At 72.9% G+C, this 22,927-nt stretch carries 16 protein-coding genes and 1 riboswitch; of the genes, 6 read left to right on the top strand and 10 right to left on the bottom strand.

Annotated features, from left to right (window positions below; all coding sequences use genetic code 11):
* Positions 1 to 2: 2 nt before the first annotated feature.
* Genes GGQ55_RS26070 through treZ form a run of 5 tightly spaced genes read right to left on the bottom strand, consistent with a single transcriptional unit; the run spans position 3 to position 5,428 of the window.
* Complete coding sequence (locus GGQ55_RS26070; protein WP_179721887.1) at positions 3 to 1,070, bottom strand: ATP-dependent DNA ligase; 1,068 nt, start codon at positions 1,068 to 1,070, stop codon at positions 3 to 5.
* Between the two features lie 9 nt (positions 1,071 to 1,079).
* Positions 1,080 to 1,844: a methyltransferase family protein gene (locus GGQ55_RS26065; protein WP_179721884.1), complete on the bottom strand. Its 765-nt coding sequence runs from the start codon at positions 1,842 to 1,844 to the stop codon at positions 1,080 to 1,082.
* Between the two features lie 50 nt (positions 1,845 to 1,894).
* Positions 1,895 to 2,914 (bottom strand): alpha/beta fold hydrolase, encoded by a 1,020-nt coding sequence (locus GGQ55_RS26060; protein WP_179721881.1) that lies wholly within the window; start codon positions 2,912 to 2,914, stop codon positions 1,895 to 1,897.
* A gap of 28 nt (positions 2,915 to 2,942) precedes the next feature.
* The gene (locus tag GGQ55_RS26055) at positions 2,943 to 3,680 is read right to left on the bottom strand and encodes a dihydrofolate reductase family protein (RefSeq protein ID WP_179721878.1); all 738 of its coding nucleotides are present in this window, start codon (positions 3,678 to 3,680) and stop codon (positions 2,943 to 2,945) included.
* Positions 3,677 to 5,428 (bottom strand): malto-oligosyltrehalose trehalohydrolase, encoded by a 1,752-nt coding sequence (treZ, locus tag GGQ55_RS26050; RefSeq protein ID WP_179721875.1) that lies wholly within the window; start codon positions 5,426 to 5,428, stop codon positions 3,677 to 3,679. The genes GGQ55_RS26055 and treZ overlap by 4 nt, the downstream gene beginning before the upstream one ends.
* Positions 5,429 to 5,508: 80 nt before the next feature.
* Between treZ and GGQ55_RS26045 the strand changes: the two genes are divergently transcribed.
* Entirely contained in the window at positions 5,509 to 6,432 is a 924-nt protein-coding gene (locus tag GGQ55_RS26045; RefSeq protein WP_179721872.1) for a phosphotransferase, read from the top strand.
* A gap of 46 nt (positions 6,433 to 6,478) precedes the next feature.
* Here GGQ55_RS26045 and GGQ55_RS28095 read toward each other — a convergent pair whose 3' ends face one another.
* From GGQ55_RS28095 to glgX, 3 genes are all read right to left on the bottom strand, one after another.
* Complete coding sequence (locus GGQ55_RS28095) at positions 6,479 to 7,084, bottom strand: LysM peptidoglycan-binding domain-containing protein (RefSeq protein WP_179721869.1); 606 nt, start codon at positions 7,082 to 7,084, stop codon at positions 6,479 to 6,481.
* Positions 7,085 to 7,229, bottom strand: a riboswitch (cyclic di-AMP (ydaO/yuaA leader).
* Positions 7,230 to 7,540: 311 nt separating this feature from the next.
* The gene (gene treY / locus GGQ55_RS26035; RefSeq protein WP_179721866.1) at positions 7,541 to 9,844 is read right to left on the bottom strand and encodes a malto-oligosyltrehalose synthase; all 2,304 of its coding nucleotides are present in this window, start codon (positions 9,842 to 9,844) and stop codon (positions 7,541 to 7,543) included.
* Positions 9,841 to 11,943: a glycogen debranching protein GlgX gene (glgX, locus tag GGQ55_RS26030; protein WP_179721863.1), complete on the bottom strand. Its 2,103-nt coding sequence runs from the start codon at positions 11,941 to 11,943 to the stop codon at positions 9,841 to 9,843. Before glgX ends, treY begins: the two co-directional genes overlap by 4 nt.
* Before the next feature lie 190 nt (positions 11,944 to 12,133).
* Here glgX and GGQ55_RS26025 point away from each other — a divergent pair, with 190 nt between their 5' ends.
* The 3 genes from GGQ55_RS26025 (at position 12,134) to GGQ55_RS26015 (ending at position 18,302) form a co-directional block, all read left to right on the top strand.
* Entirely contained in the window at positions 12,134 to 15,607 is a 3,474-nt protein-coding gene (locus tag GGQ55_RS26025) for an ATP-binding protein (RefSeq protein WP_179721860.1), read from the top strand.
* Positions 15,608 to 15,822: 215 nt separating this feature from the next.
* Positions 15,823 to 17,940 (top strand): excinuclease ABC subunit UvrB, encoded by a 2,118-nt coding sequence (gene uvrB, locus GGQ55_RS26020; RefSeq protein ID WP_179721857.1) that lies wholly within the window; start codon positions 15,823 to 15,825, stop codon positions 17,938 to 17,940.
* 11 nt (positions 17,941 to 17,951) lie between these two features.
* Positions 17,952 to 18,302 carry an MmcQ/YjbR family DNA-binding protein gene (locus GGQ55_RS26015; RefSeq protein WP_179721854.1) on the top strand — a complete coding sequence of 117 codons (351 nt, stop codon included), beginning with the start codon at positions 17,952 to 17,954 and terminating at the stop codon, positions 18,300 to 18,302.
* A 13-nt stretch (positions 18,303 to 18,315) separates the two neighbouring features.
* On the opposite strand, the gene GGQ55_RS26010 is transcribed toward GGQ55_RS26015, so the two are convergent.
* Positions 18,316 to 19,296: a TerC/Alx family metal homeostasis membrane protein gene (locus GGQ55_RS26010; RefSeq protein WP_179721851.1), complete on the bottom strand. Its 981-nt coding sequence runs from the start codon at positions 19,294 to 19,296 to the stop codon at positions 18,316 to 18,318.
* A 327-nt stretch (positions 19,297 to 19,623) separates the two neighbouring features.
* Between GGQ55_RS26010 and GGQ55_RS26005 the strand changes: the two genes are divergently transcribed.
* Positions 19,624 to 20,613 carry a TerC family protein gene (locus GGQ55_RS26005; RefSeq protein WP_179721848.1) on the top strand — a complete coding sequence of 330 codons (990 nt, stop codon included), beginning with the start codon at positions 19,624 to 19,626 and terminating at the stop codon, positions 20,611 to 20,613.
* 21 nt (positions 20,614 to 20,634) lie between these two features.
* Complete coding sequence (locus GGQ55_RS26000; RefSeq protein ID WP_179721845.1) at positions 20,635 to 21,621, top strand: TerC family protein; 987 nt, start codon at positions 20,635 to 20,637, stop codon at positions 21,619 to 21,621.
* On the opposite strand, the gene GGQ55_RS25995 is transcribed toward GGQ55_RS26000, so the two are convergent.
* Positions 21,618 to 22,859 carry a metal-dependent hydrolase family protein gene (locus GGQ55_RS25995; RefSeq protein WP_179721842.1) on the bottom strand — a complete coding sequence of 414 codons (1,242 nt, stop codon included), beginning with the start codon at positions 22,857 to 22,859 and terminating at the stop codon, positions 21,618 to 21,620. The two genes, GGQ55_RS26000 and GGQ55_RS25995, sit on opposite strands and share 4 nt — an antisense overlap.
* Positions 22,860 to 22,927: the final 68 nt, after the last annotated feature.

The raw sequence follows: 22,927 nt of genomic DNA, 5'->3' as shown, positions 1-22,927 counted from the left end.
GTTCAGCCGTCCAGCACCTCGGCGAGGTCGTACTTCACCGGGATGTCGAGCTGGTCGTAGGTGCAGCTCAGCGGTTCGCGGTCGGTGCGCCAGCGGAGGAACTGCCCGGTGTGACGAAGACGACGTCCCTCGAGCTGGTCGTACTTGATCTCGACGACCAGTTCCGGCCGCAGCGGCACCCACGAGAGGTCCTTCTTGGCGTTCCAGCGGCTGACCGCGCCGGGCATCCGGTCCTCGCCGTTGCCGTTGGTCTGGGCGTTGGCCCAGTCCTTCCACGGGTGGTCGTCCAGCGCGTTCTCCCGGTAGGGCGCCAGCTCCTCGACCAGCTCGGCCCGGCGCGTCATCGGGAACGACGCCGCGACGCCGATGTGCTGCAGCCGGCCGCCGTCGTAGAGCCCGAGCAGCAGCGAGCCGACGATCGGTCCGCTCTTGTGCCAGCGGAACCCGGCGACGACGCAGTCGGCCGTGCGCACGTGCTTGACCTTGGTCATCAGCCGCTGGTCGGGCCCGTACGGCAGGTCGGCGGCCTTGGCGACGACGCCGTCCAGCCCGGCGCCCTCGAACTCCTCGAACCAGCGCTGCGCCGTGGCGGCGTCCTGGGTGATCGAGGTGACGTGCACGGACTGCGTGCTGCCCACAACCCGTCGGAGGAGTGCCTGGCGCTCGCCGAAGGGCGTCTCCAGGAACGACTCGTCGCCCAGCGCGAGCAGGTCGAAGGCGACGAAGGTGCCGGGGGTGTTCTCGGCGAGCAGGTTGACCCGGCTCTCGGCGGGGTGGATGCGCTGCAGCAGCGCCTCGAAGTCCAGCCGGTCGCCGTTCTGGATGACGATCTCGCCGTCCACGACGCAGCGCTCGGGCAGTGCCGCCTTGACCGCCGCGACCACCTCGGGGAAGTACCGGGTCAGCGGCCGCTCGTTGCGGCTGCCGAGCTCGACCTCGTCGCCGTCCCGGAAGACGATGCAGCGGAAGCCGTCCCACTTGGGCTCGTAGAACAGGCCCTCGCCCGTGGGCAGTTTCGTGGCGGCCTTGGCCAGCATCGGCTTCACCGGCGGGAGCAGCGGCAGGTTCATGACCTGCAGTCAAGCAGCAGGGGACGACGTCCGGCGAGGACGGCGGGCTCCGGGCACCACGGCGGGCACCCGATCGGCGTACTCGTCGTAGACCGGGCCCAGCCTGCGCCGCAGGTCCCTCTCCTCGAACCGGACGCCCACGGCGATGTAGCCGGTCGAGGCGATCGCGAAGAACAGGTGCCCGACGGTCATCCGCGGCGTCGCCCAGAAGGCGATCAGCAGGCCGAGCATCAGCGGGTGCCGGACCCAGGCGTACAGCCACCGCTCGGAGAACCCGGGCCCCACGTAGGGCCCCCGGGCGGGATCCCAGCTCGCCTGCCGCAGGCCGAGGAAGTCCCAGTGGTCGACCATGGCGGTCGCCGAGAACGCGAGCACCCAGCCCGTGCCGTAGAGCACCCAGAGCAGCGCGACCCACGGCTGGCCGGACACGGTCCAGATCCCGCCCGGCAGCGGCCGCCACTGCCAGAACAGCAGCGCGAGCAGCAGCGCGGACGCCAGGACGAACGTGCTGCGCTCGGCGGCCTCGGGCAGCACGCGGGCCAGCCGGCGCTTGAACCCGGCCCGCGCCATGACCGAGTGCTGCACCGCGAACAGCAGCAGGAGCGCTGCATCGATCAGCAGCGACTCCCAGCGCGGGCCGCGCAGCGGCCCGTCGACCGTGGTGGGAGCGACGGAGAGGTTCGCCAGGAAGCCCACGCCCCAGGCCGAGGCGAGCAGGAAGGCGGCGTAGGCCAGGACGGCGTACGCCTGCAGAGGAGGACGGGCGGATCGCATGCCTGCAGACCCTCGACGTCCGGGCGGCGCGAGTCAGCCGTGGAAACCCCTCACTCCGCGCCGCTCTCGACCACCCAGGCGGCCACCTGGGCGCGCGAGCGCAGGCCCAGCCGGATCCGGATCCGCTCGACGTGCGACTCGGCGGAGCGCTCGCTGATCACCAGCCGTCGGCCGATCTCGCGGTTGGTGAGACCCTCCGCGACCAGCGCGGCCACCTCCCGCTGGCGGGGCGTGAGCGACGCAGTGGCCGGGCGCCGCGTCGGCGGCAGGCCGAGGAAGCCGCGGACGGTCCGGCAGAGCGCCTCGGCGTCGCCGACGAAGGGCAGGTGGCTGTGCCCGGGCAGCGTCCGGAACCGGGCGCCGGGGATGCCCTCGGCCAGGGCCTGCCCCTGCTGCACGGGGGCGGCGCGGTCGCGGTCGCGGTGCACGACCAGCGTCGGGGCTTGGACCTGCGGCAACAGCGCCGTGACGTCGACCGCGTAGCAGGTCGCCAGCATGTCGCGGGCCCGCTCCGCCGAGGCGGCCTCCCGCTGGTAGCGGGCGAAGCCGCGGCGGGTGGTGCGGTCGGCGTCCGGGGCGAAGATGTCGGTGAGGACGTCGGACCCGAGGCCCCACTGCGAGCCGACCAGCCCCAGCACGTGCTCCCGGACGGCCGGCGAGGCCACCCGCGCGCCGTCCGCCCAGCCGCCGTAGAGCACCAGCCGGCGCACCCGGTCGGGGTGCGCGGCGGCCCAGCGCACCGCCACCGCCGCGCCCAGCGAGACGCCGAGCAGGTCGACCGGCCCGCTCCCGGCCGCCTCGATCACCGCCGTCAGCGTCTCGTCCTCGAGCTCCAGGGCCGGCGCGCGGTCGGCCGGGCCGGACAGCCCGCAGCCGGCCTTGTCGTAGCGGTACAGCGTCCGGCCCTCCGCCAGCGCCGAGTAGAACGCGCGCTCCGCCGGCAGCGCCCAGGAGAGCTCCAGGTGGGTGAGCCAGCCGGGCACGTAGACCAGCGCCGGGCCGGAGCCGGCGCGCGCGTAGGCGATGCGCGTGCCGTCGCCGAGCCGCACCTCGCCGATGCGCTGGTCCATCGCCGGATTCTGCCTCCGGCGGGACCGGTCAGTTGCGCGCGATCGCGTACCGGACGAACAGCATCCCGTCCTCCTCGAGCAGGGAGGTCAGCCCCAGCCGCGACGGCGCCAGCAGCGGGACGTCGGGCAGCAGCCGCACCTCGTGCCCGCCGACCAGCCACGGGGAGATGGACAGGTCCAGCTCGTCGACCACCCCGGCGACCAGCGCGGAGTGCAGCAGCTGCGGTCCGCCCTCGCAGGTGAGCTGCTCGATCCCGCGCTCGGCGAGCCGGTCCTGCGCCAGCGGCAGGTCGACGTTGTCCTCGCCGCAGACCAGCACCTCCAGGCCGGCCGCGGCCAGCGCGGCCCGCCGCTGCGGATCGGCGGCCTCGCAGGTGACCAGGATGCTCGGCGCGCGGCCGCCGATCAGCCGGGTGTCCACCGGCACCGAGGCCCGCCGCGAGACGACGACGATCGGCGCGGTCGCCGGCCGGCCCAGGTCCTCCCGCAGCCGGACGACGACCGGGTCGTCCTCCATCGGCCCGTAGCCCTCCGCGGCGGCGGTCCCGGCGCCGACCAGGATCGCGTCCCCGAGGGCCCGGAGGGTCCGGAACACCAGCAGGTCGCCGGGCATCTGCAGGCCCCGGCTCTTCCCGGCGACGGTGGTCGAGCCGTCGGGGGAGGCGATGAAGTTGACCCGCAGGTTCCGGCCGGGCGGCAGCCGGTAGGCCTCGACGACGTCCTCGGTCGTCAGGCCGTCACCCGGCTCGGGCAGCAGCCGTCTCATGTCGTGAGCACCACCGCGGTCTCGGCGGGCAGCGCGATCGTCTCCCGGTCGAGCCGTGGCGCCTCGCCGGTGCTGAACAGCACGCCGGTCGCGGGGCGGTCGAGGTCGATCTCGCGGGGCGCGTCGGCCAGGTTGGCGACCACGCGCAGCGAGCCTCGGGAGACGACGATCCAGCGGTCGTCGTCGTCCCAGCTGACCGCCATCCCGGCGAGGTCGGGGTCGACCAGCTCGGGGTGGTGCTTGCGCAGGGCCAGGAGCTTCCGGTGCGTGGCCAGGAGCTCGGCGTGGGGCTCCTTCTGCAGCTCGGTCCAGTCCAGCTTCGAGCGGGTGAAGGTCTCCGGGTCCTGCGGATCGGGGACCACGTCGGCGTCCCAGCCGTGCTCGGCGAACTCGCCGATCCGGCCCTCGGCGGTTGCCCTGCCCAGCTCCGGCTCGGGGTGGCTGGTGAAGAACTGCCACGGCGTCGAGGCGCCCCACTCCTCGCCCATGAACAGCATCGGGGTGAACGGGCTGGTCAGCACGAGGGTGGCGCCCACTGCGAGCAGGTCGGGGGAGAGGGACGCCGAGATCCGGTCGCCGACCGCCCGGTTGCCGATCTGGTCGTGGTCCTGCAGGTAGCCGAGGAACTTCCAGCCCGGCAGCAGCGCGGTGTCGACCGGGCGGCCGTGGTGCCGGCGGCGGAAGCTCGACCAGGCACCGTCGTGGAAGAACGCGCCGGTCAGCGTCTTGGCCAGGCCGGCCAGCCCGGCCTCGGCGAAGTCGGAGTAGTAGCCCTGCCCTTCGCCGGTCAGCGTCGAGTGCAGCGCGTGGTGGAAGTCGTCGCTCCACTGCGCGGTCAGCCCCAGGCCGCCGGCCACCCGGGGGGTGACCATCCGCGGGTCGTTGAGGTCGCTCTCGGCGATCAGGCTGAGCGGCCGGCCGACGGCGACCGAGAGCTTGTCGACCTCCTGCGCCATCTCCTCCAGCACGTGCGTGGCCCGCTCGTCGACCAGCGCGTGGACGGCGTCGAGCCGCAGCCCGTCGACGTGCATGTCCCGGAACCACATGAGGGCGTTGTCGAGGACGTAGCGGCGGACCTCGTCGGAGTCGGGCCCGGAGAGGTTGATCGAGCTGCCCCAGGTGTTCGCGCCGCCTTCGGCGAAGATCGGGAAGAACTCCGGCAGGTAGTTCCCGGACGGGCCGAGGTGGTTGTAGACGACGTCCTGGATCACGCCGAGGCCGCGCTCGTGGCAGGCGTCGACGAACCGCTGGTAGGCCGCCGGCCCGCCGTAGGTCTCCTGGACGGCGTACCAGAGGACGCCGTCGTAGCCCCAGTTGTGGGTGCCGTTGAACGCGTTGACCGGCAGCAGCTCGACGAAGTCGACGCCGAGCTCGACCAGGTGGTCGAGCTTCTCGATCGCGCTGTCCAGCGTGCCCTCGGGGGTGAACGTGCCGACGTGCAGCTCGTAGACGACGCCTCCGGCGAGCGGGCGGCCGGTCCAGGCGGTGTCCCGCCAGGCGTGGGCGTCGGGGTCGAACCGCCGGGACAGCCCGTGCACGCCGTCGGGCTGCCGCCGCGAGCGCGGGTCCGGCCGCGCCGTCTCGGCGTCGTCGAGCAGGAAGCCGTAGTCCGCCTCGGGCCCGGCGTCGACCTCGACCCGCCACCAGCCGTCGTCGTCCCGCGTCATGTCGTGGACGGCGCCGTCGACCTGCAGGCGGACCCGCGAGGGGATCGGCGCCCAGACGGCGAACTCGACGGGGTCGGACATGCGGGCGCCTCCAGGAGCGGCGGTCGGGGTCGTGCGGGATTCTGCCCGGACGGGGGGAGGTCAACCGTCAGACTCGGGTGGTGTCGAGCGCACCGTCGTGGACCCCCGAACGCACCACGGAGCCGGAACGCGCAGCCGGCCTGATCGCCGCCGTGGCGCCGGAGCTCCGCGGGGTGCCGGTCGTGCCGCTGTCGGAGGGCTGGGACAACACGGTGTTCCGGGTGGGGGACTGGACCGCCCGGTTTCCGCGGCGGGCGATGGCGCTGCCGGGGTTCCGCCGCGAGCTCGCCGTCCTGCCCGTGGTCGCCGCCCGGCTGCCGCTCCCGGTGCCCGAGCCGCGGTGGACCGGCACGGACGACGACCCGGCGGACCCCTGGCCGTTCGCGGTGGTGCGGTTCGTGGCCGGCTCCGAGCTGGCCGAGGTCGCGCCGCCCGACGCCGCGCGGGAACCCGCGGCCGCGGCGCTGGGCTCGTTCCTCGCCGTCCTGCACGCGCCGGCGACCCGCGCGCTCGTGGACGGCGTGGATCTGCCCGTCGACCCGATGCGCCGGTCCGAGCCCGTGGCGCGGATGGCGCAGACGCGCGCGCAGCTCGCCGCGCTGGCCGGAGGTGGGCTGTGGTCGCCGGACCCGGCGGTCGACGAGCTGCTCCGGGACGGCGCGCGGCTGCCGGCGCCGTCCGGCGAGCCGGTCCTGGTGCACGGCGACCTGCACGTCCGCCACCTGCTCCTGGACGACGACCTCGGGGCCGCCGGGGTCATCGACTGGGGCGACGTCTGCCTCGCCGACCCGGCCGTCGACCTCGCGCTCGGCTACGCGGCCTTCGCCGGTCCGGCCCGGGCGGCCCTGCTCGACGCGTACGGCGGCGTCGGCGCCGAGCGGGAGCTGCGGGCCCGCTGCCTGGCGGTGCGGCTCAGCGCGCTGCTGGCCGGCTACGCCGCCGCCGACGACCGGCCCGCCCTGCTGGCCGAGGCGTTGGCCGGGATCGGCCGCGCGGTCGTGTAGGTGCGGGCGCCCGGCCGGTTGGCCGACCGGCCGGGCACCCGTCCGGTCAGACGGACAGCCGCTGACCCGGGTAGATCAGGTTGGGGTTGTGGCAGACGGCCCGGTTCTGGGCCCAGAGAGTGCGCCACGAGACGCCGTGCGCCGCCGCGATGCGGGCCAGCGTGTCACCACGCTTGACCACGTAGCTCCCACCCGACGAGTGGTGCCCGGTGCGCGCCGGGGCAGCAGGAGCGGCAGGGGCTGCCGCCGCCGGAGCCGGAGCCGGAGCAGGGGCCGCGGCTACCGCCGTGCTCCCCCCGGTCAGGTACTTGCCGCACACCGGCCAGGCGCCGATGCCCTGGCCGGCGAGCACCTTCTCCGCGATCGCGATCTGCTGCCCGGGTGTCGCGAGGTCTGCCCGCGACGCGTAGGCCAGCCCCCCGTAGGCCGCCCAGGTGGCCTGGCTGAACTGCAGTCCCCCGTAGTAGCCGTTGCCGGTGTTGATGTGCCAGTTCCCCCCGGACTCGCACTGGGCGACCCCCGACCAGTCGTGCGTGGCGGCGGACGCCGGGGCGGCCAGGGCGACGGCCCCGACTGCGGTGCCCAGGGCCAGCGTGCCGCCGAAGAGCAGGCGGCGGACACGGCGGTACCGGGGCAGGACGTGCTGGGACATGGTTCCTCCGATCGCCGCCGGCGAGGTGAGCTGTCGGGTTCGGGCGATCGGTGCCCGGCCGCCATCGGCGGCTTCACCCCGAGACGCGCGTGCTGCGCGTCGATGTGGGTCCCCCGCCCCCGTCCCTGGGTGGTGTCGATGGCAGGGCGCGGCGGACGGGGTTGGGCGGACCGGCACCTGGTGCCCGGCCATCGGTGGCCCGAGCACGCGGGAACCGTAGGAAGAGCGCGGGATCGTGTCGCGGCGAGCGGCGCGGATTCCGGCGTTTCGTCGGCGTGTCGCCGACAGGCCGGGTGCGGATCAGGCGACCCGCACCCGGCCGGTCACTGTCCGTGCCTGCTCGCGGCTCCGCGCTCGGGTCGCGCCCGGGTCCCCAGTCGAGTGAGCAGTTGCGGTCGACGACACGCGGCGGCACGCCGCGCGGAGCGACCGCAACTGCTCACTCGCCGTCCAAGCTCAGTCGCGGACGAGCAGGGCGACGGGGAGGCGGCTGAGCACCTCGGCGAGCCTCGCCCCGTTCGCGTCCGAGACGACCCGCGCGCCGGTGAACAGGTCCCGCCACGCACCCGTCGGCAGGGCCAGCCCGGTGTCGCCCCAGCCGCCCGCGGCGGCGAGGGCAGCCGGCAGCCGGGTCGCCACGGTCACCGCGCCGCCCCGGTCGAAGGCGACCACGTGCTCCGCGGCCGTCCCGGTGGCGGCCACCGGCTCGTAGCCCTCGAACCACTCCGGGTGGTCCCGGCGGGCCCGCAGCGTGCGCGAGACGACGAGCAGCTTCGCCGCGCCGGTCTCGTCGACGGACGGCACGTCGCCCGCGTCGAGCGCGGCCAGCAGCCGCCGGCGCTGGTCGTAGTCGACCGGACGGCGGTTGTCCGGGTCGACCAGCGAGAGGTCCCACAGCTCGGTGCCCTGGTAGACGTCGGGGACGCCGGGCATGGTCAGCTGCAGCAGCTTCTGCGACAGCGAGTTCGACCGGCCGAAGCCCTCGATCCGCTCGACGATCTTGGTGATCCGTCCCGCCACCGCCTCGTCGTCGTAGGCGGCGTCCACCAGCGCGTGCAGCTGCTCCTCGAACTCCTGCACCGGATCGGTCCAGGTGGTCGACGTCCCGGCCTCGCGGGCGGCCTTCTCCGCGTACCCGTGCGCCCGCTCGCGGGAGATCGGCCACGCCCCGACCAGGTTCTGCCACACCAGGTGCGCCAGCGGCCGGTCGGTCAGCGGGTGCCGCGACAGCAGGTAGCGGACCAGCGACGCCCACTCGGTGGGCAGCTCGGCGAGCACGGCCAGCCGCGCGCGCACGTCCTCGCTGCGCTTGGTGTCGTGCGTCGACAGCGTCGTCATCGAGACGGGCTTGCGCTCCAGCCGGCGCTGCTGCGCCTCGTGGAACTCCTCGACGGTCGACCCGAACCGGGTGGGGTCGCCGCCGACCTCGTTGAGCGCCACGAACCGCGCCCACCGGTAGTAGGCGGAGTCCTCGACCCCCTTGGCCATCACCGGCCCGCTGGTCTGCTCGAACCGGGTGGCCGCCTCGGTGCCGGCCTGGGCCAGCACCGGGTGCAGCGCGTCGAGCGCGGCCACCAGGTCGGGACGGCGGTCGCGGACGGCGGCCACCGTCGCGTCCAGGTGCTCGCGGCCCTCGGGCAGGTAGCTGCGGTAGACGTCGAACGAGGCCAGCAGCTCGGCCAGCGCCTCCCGCACCGACTCGGCGTCCACGCCCGGCAGGTCACCGACCACCCGCACCAGGCGGGCGACCTCGGAGGCGAGGATCCCGTCGGTGACCTCGCGCTTGCAGTCGTGCACCAGCTGCGCGTAGTCCACCACCCGGCCGGCCAGCTCGGTCTCCAGCGCGGTCAGCGCCGCCTCCCCGGCGGGGTCGACCAGGACGTCGTCCACCTCGGCGAGCGCGTCGTACCCGGTCGTGCCGGCCGTCGCCCAGTCGGCCGGCAGCTCCTCGCCGGGCTCGAGGATCTTCTCCACGACCGTCCACCGGCCGCCGGAGGCCGCCGCCAACCGGTCGAGGTAGCCCTTCGGATCGGCCAGCCCGTCCGGGTGGTCGATGCGCAGCGCGTCGACGCTGCCCTTTTCGATCAGGTGCAGCACGAGCTGGTGCGTGGCCGTGAAGATCTCCGGGTCCTCGACGCGCAGCCCGGCGAGGGTGTTGATCGCGAAGAACCGGCGGTAGTTCAGCTCGTCGTCGGCCCGCCGCCAGTCGACCAGCTCGTAGTGCTGTCGCGCGTGCACCTCCTGAGGGGTGCCGTCGTCCGTGCCCGGGGCGAGGGGGAAGCGGTTGTCGTAGTACCGGAGCTCGCCATCCACCACCTCGAGCTTGTCGACGTCGTCCGCCGACCCCAGAACGGGGATGCGGACCTTGCCGCCGCCGAACTCCCAGTCGATGTCGAACGCCGCGGCGTGCGCGGAGTCCTGACCGTGCTGCAGCACGTCCCACCACCAGGGCGCGGCCGCGGGGTCGGCCACGCCCATGTGGTTGGGCACGAGGTCCAGCACCAGCCCGAGCCCGTGCTCGTGCAGCGCCGCGACGAACCGCTCGAAGCCCTCCCGCCCGCCGCGCGCTTCGTCGATGTGCGCGTGGTCGACGGTGTCGTAGCCGTGCGTGCTGCCCTCGGCCGAGCGCAGCAGGGGAGAGGCGTACGCGTGCGTCACCCCGAGGTCGGCCAGGTAGCCCGCGACGGCGGCGGCGTCGTCGAGCGGGAAGCCGGCGTGGATCTGCAGCCGGTAGGTGGCCGAGGGGACACCCGACGTCATGCCGCCGCCCGGAGCACCACGGTGGCCCGGGCGCCGACCGTCACCGTCTCGCCGGGCTTGAGCTCGTCGGGCTCGAGGTCGCCGTGCTCGGCGGTGTCGAGGACGACGGCCCACGCGCTGGCGTACTCGCTGGTCGGCAGCGTGAACTCCATCGGCTCGTGGTGGGCGTTGAACGCCAGGTAGAAGCAGTCGTCGACGATCCGCTCGCCGCGCTCGTCGGTCTCCCGGATGCCGTGGCCGTTGAGGTACATGGCCAGCGACTTGGCGTACCCGGCGTCCCAGTCCTCGTCGCTCATCAGGTCGCCGGTCGGGGTCAGCCACGCGACGTCGGGCACCGGCTCGCCGGCACCGCGGACCGGCCGGCCGGACAGGAACCGCCGGCGGCGGAACACCGGGTGCTCGGTGCGCAGCCGGATCACCTGCTTGGTGAACTCCAGCAGGCCCTCGTCGACGTCGTCCCAGTGGATCCAGGTGAGCTCGGAGTCCTGGCAGTAGCCGTTGTTGTTGCCGTGCTGGGTGCGGCCGAGCTCGTCGCCGTGCAGCAGCATCGGCACGCCCTGGGACAGCATCAGCGTGGCGATGAAGTTGCGCTTCTGGCGGGCGCGCAGCGCGAGGACCTTCGGGTCGTCGGTCTCGCCCTCGACGCCGCAGTTCCAGCTGCGGTTGTGGCTCTCGCCGTCGTTGTTGTCCTCGCCGTTGGCCTCGTTGTGCTTCTCGTTGTAGGAGACGAGGTCGTTGAGCGTGAACCCGTCGTGCGCGGTGACGAAGTTGATGCTGGCCACCGGTCGCCGGCCCGAGTGCTGGTACAGGTCGGAGGAGCCGGTGATCCGGCTGGCGAACTCGCCGATCGTGGCGTCCTCGCCGCGCCAGAAGTCGCGGACGGTGTCGCGGTACTTGCCGTTCCACTCCGTCCACAGCGCGGGGAAGTTGCCGACCTGGTAACCGCCGTCGCCGACGTCCCACGGCTCGGCGATGAGCTTGACCTGGCTGACGATCGGGTCCTGGTGCACCAGGTCGAAGAACGCCGAGAGCCGGTCCACCTCGTGGAACTGGCGGGCGAGCGTGGAGGCGAGGTCGAAGCGGAAGCCGTCGACGTGCATCTCGGTGACCCAGTACCGCAGCGAGTCCATGATCAGCTGCAGCGACTGCGGGTGCCGGACGTTGAGCGAGTTCCCGGTGCCCGTCGTGTCCATGTAGTACCGCTTGTCGTCCTCGACCAGCCGGTAGTAGGCCTGGTTGTCGATGCCCTTGAACGACAGCGTCGGGCCGTTGTGGTTGCCCTCGGCGGTGTGGTTGTAGACGACGTCGAGGATGACCTCGATGCCCGCCTCGTGCAGGGCCCGGACCATGCCCTTGAACTCCTGCACCTGCTGGCCGTCGGTCCACTGGGCGTACTCGTTGTGCGGGGCGAAGAAGCCGATCGTGTTGTAGCCCCAGTAGTTGCGCAGGCCCTTCTGCTGCAGGGTGTCGTCCTGCACGAACTGGTGCACCGGCATGAGCTCGATCGCCGTCACACCCAGGCCGGTCAGGTGGTCGATGATCGCCGGGTGCGCCAGGCCGGCGTAGGTGCCGCGCAGCTCCTCGGGGATCCCCGGGTGGGTCATGGTCAGGCCCTTGACGTGGGCCTCGTAGATGACCGACTTGTGGTACGGCGTCTGCGGCGGGCGGTCCACACCCCAGTCGAAGTACGGGTTGACGACGACGGACTTCGGCATGTGCGGCGCCGAGTCCTCGTCGTTGCGCTCCTTGGTCTCGAAGTCGTAGCCGAACACGGACGGGTCCCAGTCGACCTGGCCGTCGACGGCCTTGGCGTAGGGGTCGAGCAGCAGCTTGTTCGGGTTGCAGCGCAGGCCCTGGCCGGGGTCGTACGGGCCGTAGACCCGGAAGCCGTAGCGCTGGCCGGGCTGGATGCCGGGCAGGAAGGCGTGCCAGACGTAGCCCTCCATCTCGGGCAGTTCGATGCGCTGCTCGGTGCCGTCCTCGTCGAACAGGCACAGCTCAACCTTCTCGGCCACCTCGCTGAAGATGGAGAAGTTGGTGCCGGTGCCGTCGTACGTGGCACCCAGCGGGTAGGCGGAGCCGGGCCACACCTGGGTCATGCGGGTATTCCTCCTGCGGAGGCCCTCCACCGGGGCAGAGAGCAGTGGCCCCCTTCCCCGTGCTCGGGGGAGGGGGTCGGACGGGCGTCGCACGCGCTGTGCCCGCCTCCACCCTTCCGCACACCTGCAATCGCGCGGGTCACAGATCGTCTTGACCGTCTCCGACGGACGGGGCGACCCTGACCGCACCATGACCTGCGCTGCGTGCGGAGCAGTCAACCGCGAGGGTCGCAAGTTCTGCGCCGAGTGCGGTGCGGCGCTGGTCGCGTCCTGCCCGGCGTGCGGCAGCTCCAACGAGCCGGGAGAGCGGTTCTGCGGCGACTGCGGCGTCCCGTTGGCAGCTCCGCAGACGGAAGCACCAGCGCCGCCGGCGCCCGAGGTGCGGCGGGTCTCCGTGCTGTTCTGCGACCTGGTCGGCTACACCGCCCTGGCCGAGCAGCGCGACGCCGAGGACGTCCGGGCGGTGCTGTCGGGGTACTTCGACGTCGCCCGGACCGTGGTGCGCCGCTACGGCGGCGAGATCGAGAAGTACATCGGGGACGCCGTCGTCGCGGTCTGGGGGGTGCCCGCCGCCCACGAGGACGACGCCGAGCGGGCCGTCCGCGCCGCGCTCGACCTGGTCGACGCCGTCCCGGTCTACGGCGAGGCGCTGGGGCTCGCGCTGCAGGCGCGCGCCGGCGTGGTCACCGGCCGGGCCGCCTCGCTCGGCAACCCGCTGGAGGGCATCGTCGTCGGCGACCGGGTGAACACGGCCGCGCGGTTGCAGGGGGCCGCGCCGCCGGGCGGCGTCCTGGTCGACGCCGCGACCCACGAGGTCACGGTGGCGGCGATCGAGTACGCCGACGCCGGGACGCACACCCTCAAGGGCAAGGCGGAGCAGCTGCGGCTGTGGCGCGCCCAGCGGGTGATCGCGGGGGTCCGGGGCGGCCGCCGGGTCGACGAGTTGGAGGCGCCGCTGGTCGGCCGGGCCCGGGAGCTCTCCGTCGTCAAGGAGCTCTTCCACTCCTGCCTGGAGGAGCGGCGCACCCGGCTGGTCGCGCTCACCGGCCAGGCCGGCGTGGGCAAGAGCCGGCTGCACTGGGAGTTCGAGAAGCACGTCGACGGCCTGGCGTTCGGCGTTCTGTGGCACACCGGCCGGTGCCTGGCCTACGGCGACGGGGTGGCCTACTGGGCGCTGGCCGAGATGGTCCGCCAGCGGCTCGGCATCGCCCAGGAGGACCCGCCCGACGTCGTCCGGGAGAAGCTGCGGGTCGGGCTGGAGCGCTGGGTCGGCGACCCGGTGGCCCGCCGGTACGTGGAGCCGCGGCTGGGCGTGCTGCTCGGCAGCGAGGACGCCGAGCTGCCCCGGCAGGAGCTCTTCGCCGGCTGGCGGCTGTTCGTCGAGCAGCTGGCGGAGGAGGCGCCCGTCGTCCTCACCTTCGAGGACATGCAGTGGGCCGACGCCGGCCTCCTGGACTTCCTCGAGCAGCTGCTGGACTGGTCGCCCGCGCACCGGGTCTTCGTCGTCGTCCTAACCCGCCCCGAGCTGTTCGACGCCCGGCCGTCGCTGCTGTCCGGCCGGCGCAACGCCACCGCCGTCGGGGTGGAGCCGCTGTCCGACGCGGCGGTGGGCGCGCTGCTCGACCAGCTCGTGCCGGACCTGCCGGACCGGGTGCGGACCCTGATCACCGGGCACGCAGCGGGCAACCCGCTGTTCGTCCTCGAGACGATCCGTGGCCTGCTCGACCGCGGCCTGGTGGTGGAGCGGGACGGACGACGGACGCTGGTCGGGCCGATCGACGAGCTCCAGGTGCCGGCCACCCTGTCGGCGCTGCTCGGTGCCCGGCTGGACGCGCTGCCGCCCGACGAGCGCGCCCTGGTCCGCGACCTGTCCGTGTTCGGCGGCAGCCTCCCGCGGGCCGCCGTGGACGCGATGAGCGACCTGCCCGCCGACGCCGTCGACCTCGCGCTCGCCGACCTGGTCCGCCGCGACGTCCTCACCGTGCGGCGGGACCCGCTCTCGCCGGACCGGGGTCACTACACGTTCGCCCAGTCGCTGCTGCGCACGGTCGCCTACGACAGCCTCTCGAAGCGGGAGCGCAAGGCGCGCCACCTGCGCGCCGCCGCCCACCTGCGGGCCGCCTTCCCCGACGACGGCGAGGAGGTCGTGGAGGTCCTGGCCACCCACTACCGGGAGGCCTGGGCGGCCGTGCCGGACGCGCCGGACGCCGCCGCGATCAGGGACGACGCCGCGGTGGCCTTCCGCCGGGCGGGGGACCGGGCGCGGGCGGTCGGTGCGCCGGCGGCGGCCGAGCACGCGTACCGCGCGGCCGCGGAGCTGACCGCCGACGAGGAGGTGGCGGCGCGGCGGCTGGCCGCGGCCGCCGGGGCCGCGTTCCTCGCCGGCCGGTCGGCCGAGGCCCTGGAGCTCTACGACCGGGTGGCGGCCGACCACCGCGCGGCCGGCCGCGAGGACGCCGCCCGGGCCCTCGTCGCGCCCAGCTGCGAGGTGCTGGTCAACCTGCGGCGGCTGGCCGAGGCGGAGAAGCGGCTGGCGGAGGCGCTGGACGCGGCCGATCCGGAGGACCCTGGGATCCCGGACTGGGTGCTCGGGCTCGCCCGGGTGGCCTGGCTCGACGGCGAGGTGCCGGTCGCGCTGGAGCACGCCGACCGGGCGCTGTCGCTCGCCGCGGCGGTGGGGGATCCCCGGTTGCTCGGCCGCGCCGCGAGCCAGCGGGCCGACGCGCTGGCCTTCTCCGGGCGGATCGACGAGTCGCTGCTGCTCTACCGCTGGGCGCTCGACCTGCTGGGCCGGGACGGCGACCTGCGGCCCCGGCTGCGGGCGCTGTCGAACATCGGCGCGCTGCACCTGGGCGCCGACCGGCCCGGTGCGCCGGCCGTCCTCGAGGAGGCCGTCGAGCTGGCCCGCATGCTCGGCGACGTCGCCCTGGCGTGGCCGACGCTCAACCTGTCCCAGCTCGACCTGTTCACCGGCGGCTGGACCGCGGCGCAGCGTCGCCTGGCCGGCGTGCTGGACGAGGTGCCCTCGGGCATCGTCGAGAGCCAGGCCCTGCACTTCGGCGTCGTGCTCGCCCAGGGCCTCGTCGGCGAGGTGGAGTCCGCCCGGGAGCACCTCGCCGTCCTCGCCGGCTGGCGGGACTCCGCCGACGTCCAGGCCCGCGCCTCCGCCCTGGCGGCCTCGGCGCTCGTCGCCTCCGCGGAGGGCGATCTCGAGACCGCCCTCGCGCACGGCGGCCAGGCGGCGCGGGACGCCCGGACGGCGATCGGGCTGTCGTCGGACGCCGTCCGCTGGGGCTGGCCGGTCGCGGTGGACGCCGCCCTCCGGCTGGGCCGGACGGACGACGCGGAGCGCCTGCTCGACCTGGTCCCCGTGCGCTCGCCCGGCCAGGTCCCGCCGTTCATCCGGGCCCAGCTCTCCCGCTTCCGGGCGCGCCTGGCGGCGCTGCAGCACGGGGCCGGGATCGAGGAGCGGCTGCGCACCGCCCTCGCCGAGCTGGACCGCCTCGGCTACCCGTACTGGCGCGCGCAGGTGCAGGGGGAGCTCGCCGAGCGGCTGCGCGAGGAGGGCCGCCAGGCGGAGGCCGCGGCGCTGCTCGAGGAGGCCACGGGGACCCTGACCCGGCTGGGGGCGCGCCCGGCGCTCCGGGTGCTCGGCCGGGACTGACCTGCCCGGTAACGAAGAGAGCGGTGCCCGCCGGGGTCCGACCTCGCCCGGCAACCCGGGTGGCGCTGGTCCCCGACGAGCACCGCTACTGCGTCCCGGAACGCTAGGGGCAGACCCCGCGACAGGACAAGTACCCGGCGAGCACCTTTCGCCTCCGATCGCCCCGCAACGCGCAGCCGCCCGTTCTGTCACACCGGCGTCGTACCGTCGTTCCCGTGCGCGCGAAGACCGACATCCGACCCACCCAGGGGCGTTTCCGCGTCGTCAGCGAGTTCGAGCCCTCGGGCGACCAGCCGACGGCGATCAAGGAGCTGTCCGAGCGGGTCAACGCCGGCGACAAGGACGTCGTCCTGCTCGGTGCCACCGGTACCGGCAAGTCGGCGACCACCGCCTGGCTGGTCGAGCAGGTGCAGCGCCCGACGCTGGTGATGGCGCCGAACAAGACCCTGGCCGCGCAGCTGGCCAACGAGTTCCGCGAGCTGTTCCCCGACAACGCCGTCGAGTACTTCGTCTCGTACTACGACTACTACCAGCCCGAGGCCTACGTCCCGCAGACCGACACCTACATCGAGAAGGACTCCTCGATCAACGAGGAGGTCGAGCGGCTGCGGCACTCGGCGACGATGAGCCTGCTCACCCGCCGCGACGTCATCGTGGTCGCCACCGTCTCGTGCATCTACGGCCTGGGCACGCCGCAGGAGTACGTCGACCGGGCGCTGCGGGTGCGGGTGGGGGAGTCCCACGACCGCGACGACCTGCTGCGCACGCTGGTCACCGAGCAGTACACCCGCAACGACCTGTCGTTCACCCGCGGCACGTTCCGGGTCCGGGGCGACACGATCGAGGTCTTCCCGGTCTACGAGGAGCTCGCCGTCCGGATCGAGATGTTCGGCGACGAGGTGGAGCGGCTGTACTACCTGCACCCGCTCACCGGCGAGGTGGTCCGCGAGGTCGACGAGATCTTCGTCTTCCCGGCCACCCACTACGCCGCCGGTCCCGACCGCATGGAGCGGGCGATCAAGGGCATCGAGAACGAGCTCGAGGACCGGCTGGCCGAGCTGGAGAAGCAGGGCAAGCTGCTGGAGGCCCAGCGGCTGCGCATGCGCACCACCTACGACATCGAGATGATGCGCCAGGTCGGCTTCTGCTCGGGCATCGAGAACTACTCGCGGCACATCGACGGCCGCGCCGCCGGCAGCGCCGGCTCCTGTCTGATCGACTACTTCCCCGACGACTTCCTGCTGGTCATCGACGAGTCGCACGTGACCGTGCCGCAGATCGGCGGCATGTACGAGGGCGACATGAGCCGCAAGCGGACCCTCGTCGAGCACGGCTTCCGGCTGCCCTCGGCGATGGACAACCGGCCGCTGCGGTGGGAGGAGTTCCAGGACCGGATCGGGCAGACGGTCTACCTGTCGGCGACGCCCGGCCCCTACGAGCTGGGCCGCAGCGGCGGCGAGTTCGTCGAGCAGGTCATCCGGCCGACCGGCCTGATCGACCCCGAGGTCGTGGTCAAGCCGACCAAGGGCCAGATCGACGACCTGGTGCACGAGATCCGGGTGCGGACCGAGAAGGACGAACGGATCCTGGTCACCACGCTGACCAAGAAGATGGCCGAGGACCTCACCGACTACCTGCTCGAGCTGGGCATCAAGGTCCGCTACCTGCACTCGGAGGTCGACACGCTGCGCCGGGTCGAGCTGCTGCGGGAGCTGCGGCAGGGCGAGTTCGACGTCCTGGTCGGCATCAACCTGCTGCGCGAGGGCCTCGACCTGCCCGAGGTGTCGCTGGTGGCGATCCTCGACGCGGACAAGGAGGGCTTCCTCCGGTCGGGGACCTCGCTGATCCAGACGATCGGCCGCGCCGCCCGCAACGTGTCCGGCCAGGTGCACATGTACGCCGACACGGTCACCCCGTCGATGGCCACGGCGATCGAGGAGACCAACCGCCGGCGCGAGAAGCAGGTCGCCTACAACCTCGAGCACGGTATCGACCCGCAGCCGCTGCGCAAGAAGATCGTCGACATCCTTGACGGGATCTACCGGGCGTCCGAGGACGCGGAGGCCTCCACCGAGCTGCTCGGCGGCTCGGGCCGGCAGCAGTCGCGGGGCAAGGCGCCGGTGCCCGGGCTGTCGTCGAAGAAGGCCGCCAAGGCAGGGTCGATCGACGTCCAGGGCCTGCCGCGCGCCGAGCTGGCCGACCTGATCACGCAGATGAACGAGCAGATGCTGGCCGCGGCCCGCGAGCTGCAGTTCGAGGTCGCCGCGCGGCTGCGCGACGAGCTCGCCGAGCTGAAGAAGGAGCTCCGCCAGCTCGACGCCGCCCACGCATAGGGTTCCGGCCCGTGGAGCGGGACGAGCTGGTCGCCTACTGCCTGGCCAAGCCGGACGCCGAGGAGACCTACCCCTGGGGCGAGGCCGAGCTGGTGGCCAAGGTGGGCGGCAAGGCGTTCGCGTTCATCGGTCTGGACGGCGGCACGGTCGGGCTCAAGTGCGGCCGGGACGCCGAGGAGGCGGCCGAGTGGCGCGAGCGCTACCCGGGTGCGATCGAGACGAGCCGCTACATCGGCCGCTACGGCTGGAACTCCGTCGACTGGACCGGCAAGGTCCCCGAGGACGACCTCCGCGAGCTGATCGACTCCTCCTACGAGGCGATCGTCGCCGCCCTCCCGAAGAGCAAGCGCCCCACCGGCTGACCGCCCGCCGGGCTCAGCCCTCGGAGCGGCGCAGGTCCCGTCGCTGCTTGCTCAGGCTGGCCACGACGGTCACCAGCAGCACGCCGAGGATGAAGCACAGCGACGTGACGATCCCGATGTGCGGCAGCGGGATCGGCCCGATCTTGTCGACGTGCGAGCCGTGCAGCGCCTCGATCAGCAGCTTGACCCCGATGAAGGCCAGGATCACCGAGAGCCCCACGTTGAGGAAGATCAGCCGCTCCAGCAGCCCGCCGATCAGGAAGTAGAGCTGCCGCAGGCCCATCAGGGCGAAGGCGTTCGCCGTGATGATGACGTACGGGTCCGAGGTCAGCCCGAAGATCGCGGGGATCGAGTCGAGGGCGAAGACGACGTTGGCGATGCCGATCGCCGCGATGACCACGACCAGCGGCGTGAACAACCGCCGGCGGCCCTCGTGCACCGTCAGCGAGGCCCCCGAGTAGTCCGGCGCCAGCGGCAGCACCTTCCGGACCAGCCGGACGGCCATGTTCTCCTGGTACTCGGCCTCCTCCTCGGCGCTCTCGAAGGCCAGCCGGATCGCCGTGTACACCAGGAACGCGCCGAAGATGTAGAACACCCAGCTCGCGGCCGCGATCGCCGCGGCCCCGGCCGCGATGAACACCGCGCGCAGCAGCATCGACAGCACGATGCCGATGTAGAGCACCTTGTCCACGGCCAGGGCCGGGACGGCGAAGCGCGACATGATGATCACGAACACGAAGAGGTTGTCGACCGACAGCGAGTACTCGGTGATGTAGCCGGCGACGAACTCCCCGCCGGACTGGCCGCCGCGCCACAGGAACAGCACCAGGGCGAACACCGCGGCCAGGCTCACGTACACGACTACCCAGAGCGTCGCCTGGCGGATCGTCACGGCGGACTTCCGGCGCGCGATCACCGCGAGGTCGAGCACGACGATCACCAGGAAGCCCACGCCCGTTGCGATCCAGGCGGCGAGCGAGACGGAAGTCGACATGCAGGAACGTCCTCGGGAGCGCTGCGGGAAGGGCCGGGGGCGTCGCTCACCCGGCCCGGCCAGAGTAGCCTCCGGCCCACCCTCGTCCCGGCGGCCGGGGAACAGCAGCGCGTCGGGGATGCGTTGGACCCGTCAGACGCCCTAGGGTGTCGCGTGGATGCCCGGTGCGCAGCACCAGGCATTCGAACGTGGAGGGGAGTATCCCGCCCGCGGCGGAGTCGTCATCACGAGGCCTTGTGGCCTCCGGCTCCGTCGGTCGCCGGCCCGCCGGCGACGGGAGAGACCTCCGGTCACTGACGTACGCCAGTTGCCGGAGGTCGTTGCCGCATGGATGTCCCGTTCTGGGTGTGGGCCCTCACCGTCGCCGTGATCCTGGCGATGCTCGCCGTGGACCTCGTCGGCCACGTGCGCACCCCGCACGCCCCGTCGCTGCGGGAGGCGGCGACCTGGTCGGCGGTGTACGTCGGCATCGCCGTCGTCTTCGGGCTGCTCGTGCTGTGGTTCGCCGGGCCCGAGTACGGCGGCGAGTACTTCGCCGGCTACGTCACCGAGAAGAGCCTGTCGGTCGACAACCTCTTCGTCTTCGTGCTGATCATGGGCAGCTTCGCCGTCCCGCGGGAGCTGCAGCAGAAGGTCCTGCTGTACGGCATCACGTTCGCGCTCGTCCTGCGCACCGTGTTCATCCTCGTCGGCGCCGCCGCGATCGAGGAGTTCAGCTGGGTCTTCTACCTGTTCGGCGCGTTCCTCGTGTGGACGGCGATCGCCCAGGCGCGCAGCGGTTCGCAGCAGGAGCACGAGTTCCACGAGAACGCCGTCCTCCGGCTGACCCGCAAGGTCCTGCCGACGACGGAGGAGTACCACTCCGACCAGCTGACCACCCGGCTCGGCGGCAAGCGGTACATCACGCCGCTGGCCGTCGCGCTCATCGCGATCGGCAGCGCCGACGTCCTGTTCGCCGTCGACTCCATCCCGGCGATCTTCGGCCTCACCCAGGAGACCTTCCTGGTCGTCGCCGCGAACGCGTTCTCGCTGCTGGGCCTGCGGCAGCTGTTCTTCCTGCTCGACGGCCTGCTCGACCGGCTGGTCTTCCTGTCCTACGGGCTGGCGGTGATCCTCGGCTTCATCGGCGTGAAGCTGCTGGTCCACGCGCTGCACACCAACGAGCTGCCGTTCATCAACGGTGGAGAGCACGTGACGGCGATCCCCGAGATCCCGACCTGGCTCTCGCTCACGGTCATCGTCGCGACCCTCGCGGTCACCACCATCGCCAGCCTGGCCAAGAACCGCAGCGACCGCGCCGTCCGGCCGGCTGCCTGATCCCCGAGACGAGGCCCGCGCGTGCAGCTGCCGCTCTGGTTCGAGGTCGCCACCTTCGTGGGCCTGACTGTCCTGCTCCTGGCCGACCTGGCCCTCGTGGCCCGCCGGCCGCACGAACCCTCGGCACGGGAGGCCGGCCTGTGGGTCGCCTTCTACGTCGCGCTGGCCCTGCTCTTCGGCCTCGTCCTGCTCGCGGTGGCGGGCGGTGACTACGCGACGCAGTTCTACGCCGGCTGGCTGACCGAGTACTCGCTGTCGGTCGACAACCTGTTCGTCTTCGTGATCATCATGTCGCGGTTCAAGGTGCCCCGGAAGCTGCAGCCGGAGGCGCTGATGGTCGGCATCATCATCGCGCTGGTCCTGCGCGGGATCTTCATCCTCGTCGGCGCGACGGTGATCGCACACTTCACCTGGGTCTTCTACCTCTTCGGCGCGTTCCTCGTGTACACGGCGATCACGCTGGTCAAGGGGCACGGCGAGGACGAGGAGTACGAGGAGAACGCGCTGATCCGCCGGCTGCGGCGGGTCCTGCCGCTCACCGACGAGTTCTCCGGCAGCAAGCTGCGGATCGTCCGGGACGGCAAGAAGCTGTGGACGCCGCTGCTGGTCGTCTTCCTCGCCCTCGGGACGACGGACCTGCTGTTCGCCCTCGACAGCATCCCGGCGATCTTCGGCCTGACCCGCGAGGCGTTCATCGTGTTCACCGCGAACGTGTTCGCCCTCATGGGCCTGCGGCAGCTGTACTTCCTGCTCGGCGGCCTGCTCAAGCGGCTGGTCTACCTGTCCTACGGCCTCGCGGTGATCCTCGCCTTCATCGGCGTCAAGCTCGTGCTGGAGGCGCTGCACGAGAACTCGCTGCCGTTCATCAACGGCGGCGAGCCGATCGAGGCGGTCCCCGAGATCCCGATCTGGCTGTCGCTGGCGGTGATCGTCGGCGTCCTGGCGGTCGCCACGGTCGCCAGCCTGATGGCGACCCGCCGGCAGGCCCGCGACGCGGTCCGGACCTAGCGGGGGAGCACCCCGGCCTCGACGGCGGCGCCGCCGGCCGCGACCAGCTCGCCGTCCCGGTAGACCTCCCGCACGCGGCCGGCCAGCTCGGTCAGGTCACCCGCGTCGCCGTCCAGGACGACGAGGTCGGCGACCTTGCCGGGCTCGAGGCTGCCTAAGCCGTTGTCGACCGTGAGCAGCCGGGCGGCCTCCAGCGTGGTGGCCCGCCAGACCTGCTCGGGGCTCATCCCCAGCGACGCCATGAGCGGCAGCTCGCCGAGGTTGGTGCCGTGCGGGCCGACGCCGGTGTCGGTGCCCATGGCGATCTTGACGCCGGCCTCCGCGGCGCGGGCCACCGAGGCGTCGTGCACCTTCTGGACGGCGACCGCCTTGGCCAGCATCGCCTCGGGCAGCGACGCCCCGCCGGCCACCGCCTCGAGCACCGCCCGCGGCGCGGACAGCGTCGGCACCAGCCAGGTGCCGCGCTCGAGCATCAGGTCGATCGCCTCGTCGTCCAGGAAGATGCCGTGCTCGATCGACCGGATCCCGGCGCGGACGGCGGCCTTGATGCCCTCGGTGCTCTGCGCGTGCGCCATCACCGCGACCCCGGCCGCCTCGGCCTCCTCGACGAGCACGTCGAGCTCGGCGGGGCGGAAGTGCGGGTGCTGCGGGTCGTCGCGGGCCGAGAGCACGCCGCCGCTCGTCGCCACCTTGATCACGTCGGCGCCGGCGCGGAGCAGCTCGCGGACCTTGCGGCGCATCTCGTCGGGGCCGTCGACGATCGTGCGGGGCCGGCCCGGGTGCGGCTGCAGGTGCGGGAGCTCGGCGCCGCAGACGTGCCAGCCGTCGCCGTGGCCGCCGGTCTGGCTGATCATGCTGAGCGAGATCTGCATCCGCGGCCCGGCGATCAGGCCGTTGCGCACCGCCTCGGCCACCCCGAGGTCGGCGCCGCCCGCGTCGCGGACGTGGGTGATGCCCTGCACGAGCGTGCGGCGCAGGTTGTGCACCGCCTCGTAGAAGGGGTAGCTGAACGGCGTCTGCAGCTGCCGCAGCACGTCGACGCCGCTCATCATCACGTGCACGTGGCAGTCGAAGAAGCCGGGGAAGACCGTCGCGCCCGAGCAGTCGACCGCCTCGTCGCCGTCCAGACCGAGCCCGACCTCCACCACGCGGCCGTCCTCGACGACGACGTCCGCCTTGGCCGCGGGGCTGCCGGTTCCGTCGAAGACCTGGCCACCGGTGAAGATCCGTCGCGTCACGGGGGAAGGTTATGCCTCACCCGTTAGCGGTGCTCAGGACCCAACCGGCGCGGTGCTGGTCTAGCGTC

It is taken from the genome of Petropleomorpha daqingensis (assembly GCF_013408985.1).
GTDB lineage: Bacteria > Actinomycetota > Actinomycetes > Mycobacteriales > Geodermatophilaceae > Petropleomorpha > Petropleomorpha daqingensis.
This window is presented reverse-complemented; position numbering and strand designations above follow the sequence as displayed.

Excerpts from the sequence above, each read along its gene's own strand:
- GGQ55_RS26010 (WP_179721851.1), bottom strand. The coding sequence starts at position 19,296 with ATGTCGACTTCCGTCTCGCTCGCCGCCTGGATCGCAACGGGCGTGGGC.
- GGQ55_RS26055 (WP_179721878.1), bottom strand. The coding sequence starts at position 3,680 with ATGAGACGGCTGCTGCCCGAGCCGGGTGACGGCCTGACGACCGAGGAC.
- GGQ55_RS26070 (WP_179721887.1), bottom strand. The coding sequence starts at position 1,070 with ATGAACCTGCCGCTGCTCCCGCCGGTGAAGCCGATGCTGGCCAAGGCC.
- GGQ55_RS26060 (WP_179721881.1), bottom strand. The coding sequence starts at position 2,914 with ATGGACCAGCGCATCGGCGAGGTGCGGCTCGGCGACGGCACGCGCATC.
- GGQ55_RS26005 (WP_179721848.1), top strand. The coding sequence starts at position 19,624 with ATGGATGTCCCGTTCTGGGTGTGGGCCCTCACCGTCGCCGTGATCCTG.
- GGQ55_RS26025 (WP_179721860.1), top strand. The coding sequence starts at position 12,134 with ATGACCTGCGCTGCGTGCGGAGCAGTCAACCGCGAGGGTCGCAAGTTC.
- glgX (WP_179721863.1), bottom strand. The coding sequence starts at position 11,943 with ATGACCCAGGTGTGGCCCGGCTCCGCCTACCCGCTGGGTGCCACGTAC.
- GGQ55_RS26065 (WP_179721884.1), bottom strand. The coding sequence starts at position 1,844 with ATGCGATCCGCCCGTCCTCCTCTGCAGGCGTACGCCGTCCTGGCCTAC.
- GGQ55_RS28095 (WP_179721869.1), bottom strand. The coding sequence starts at position 7,084 with ATGTCCCAGCACGTCCTGCCCCGGTACCGCCGTGTCCGCCGCCTGCTC.
- treZ (WP_179721875.1), bottom strand. The coding sequence starts at position 5,428 with ATGTCCGACCCCGTCGAGTTCGCCGTCTGGGCGCCGATCCCCTCGCGG.
- treY (WP_179721866.1), bottom strand. The coding sequence starts at position 9,844 with ATGACGTCGGGTGTCCCCTCGGCCACCTACCGGCTGCAGATCCACGCC.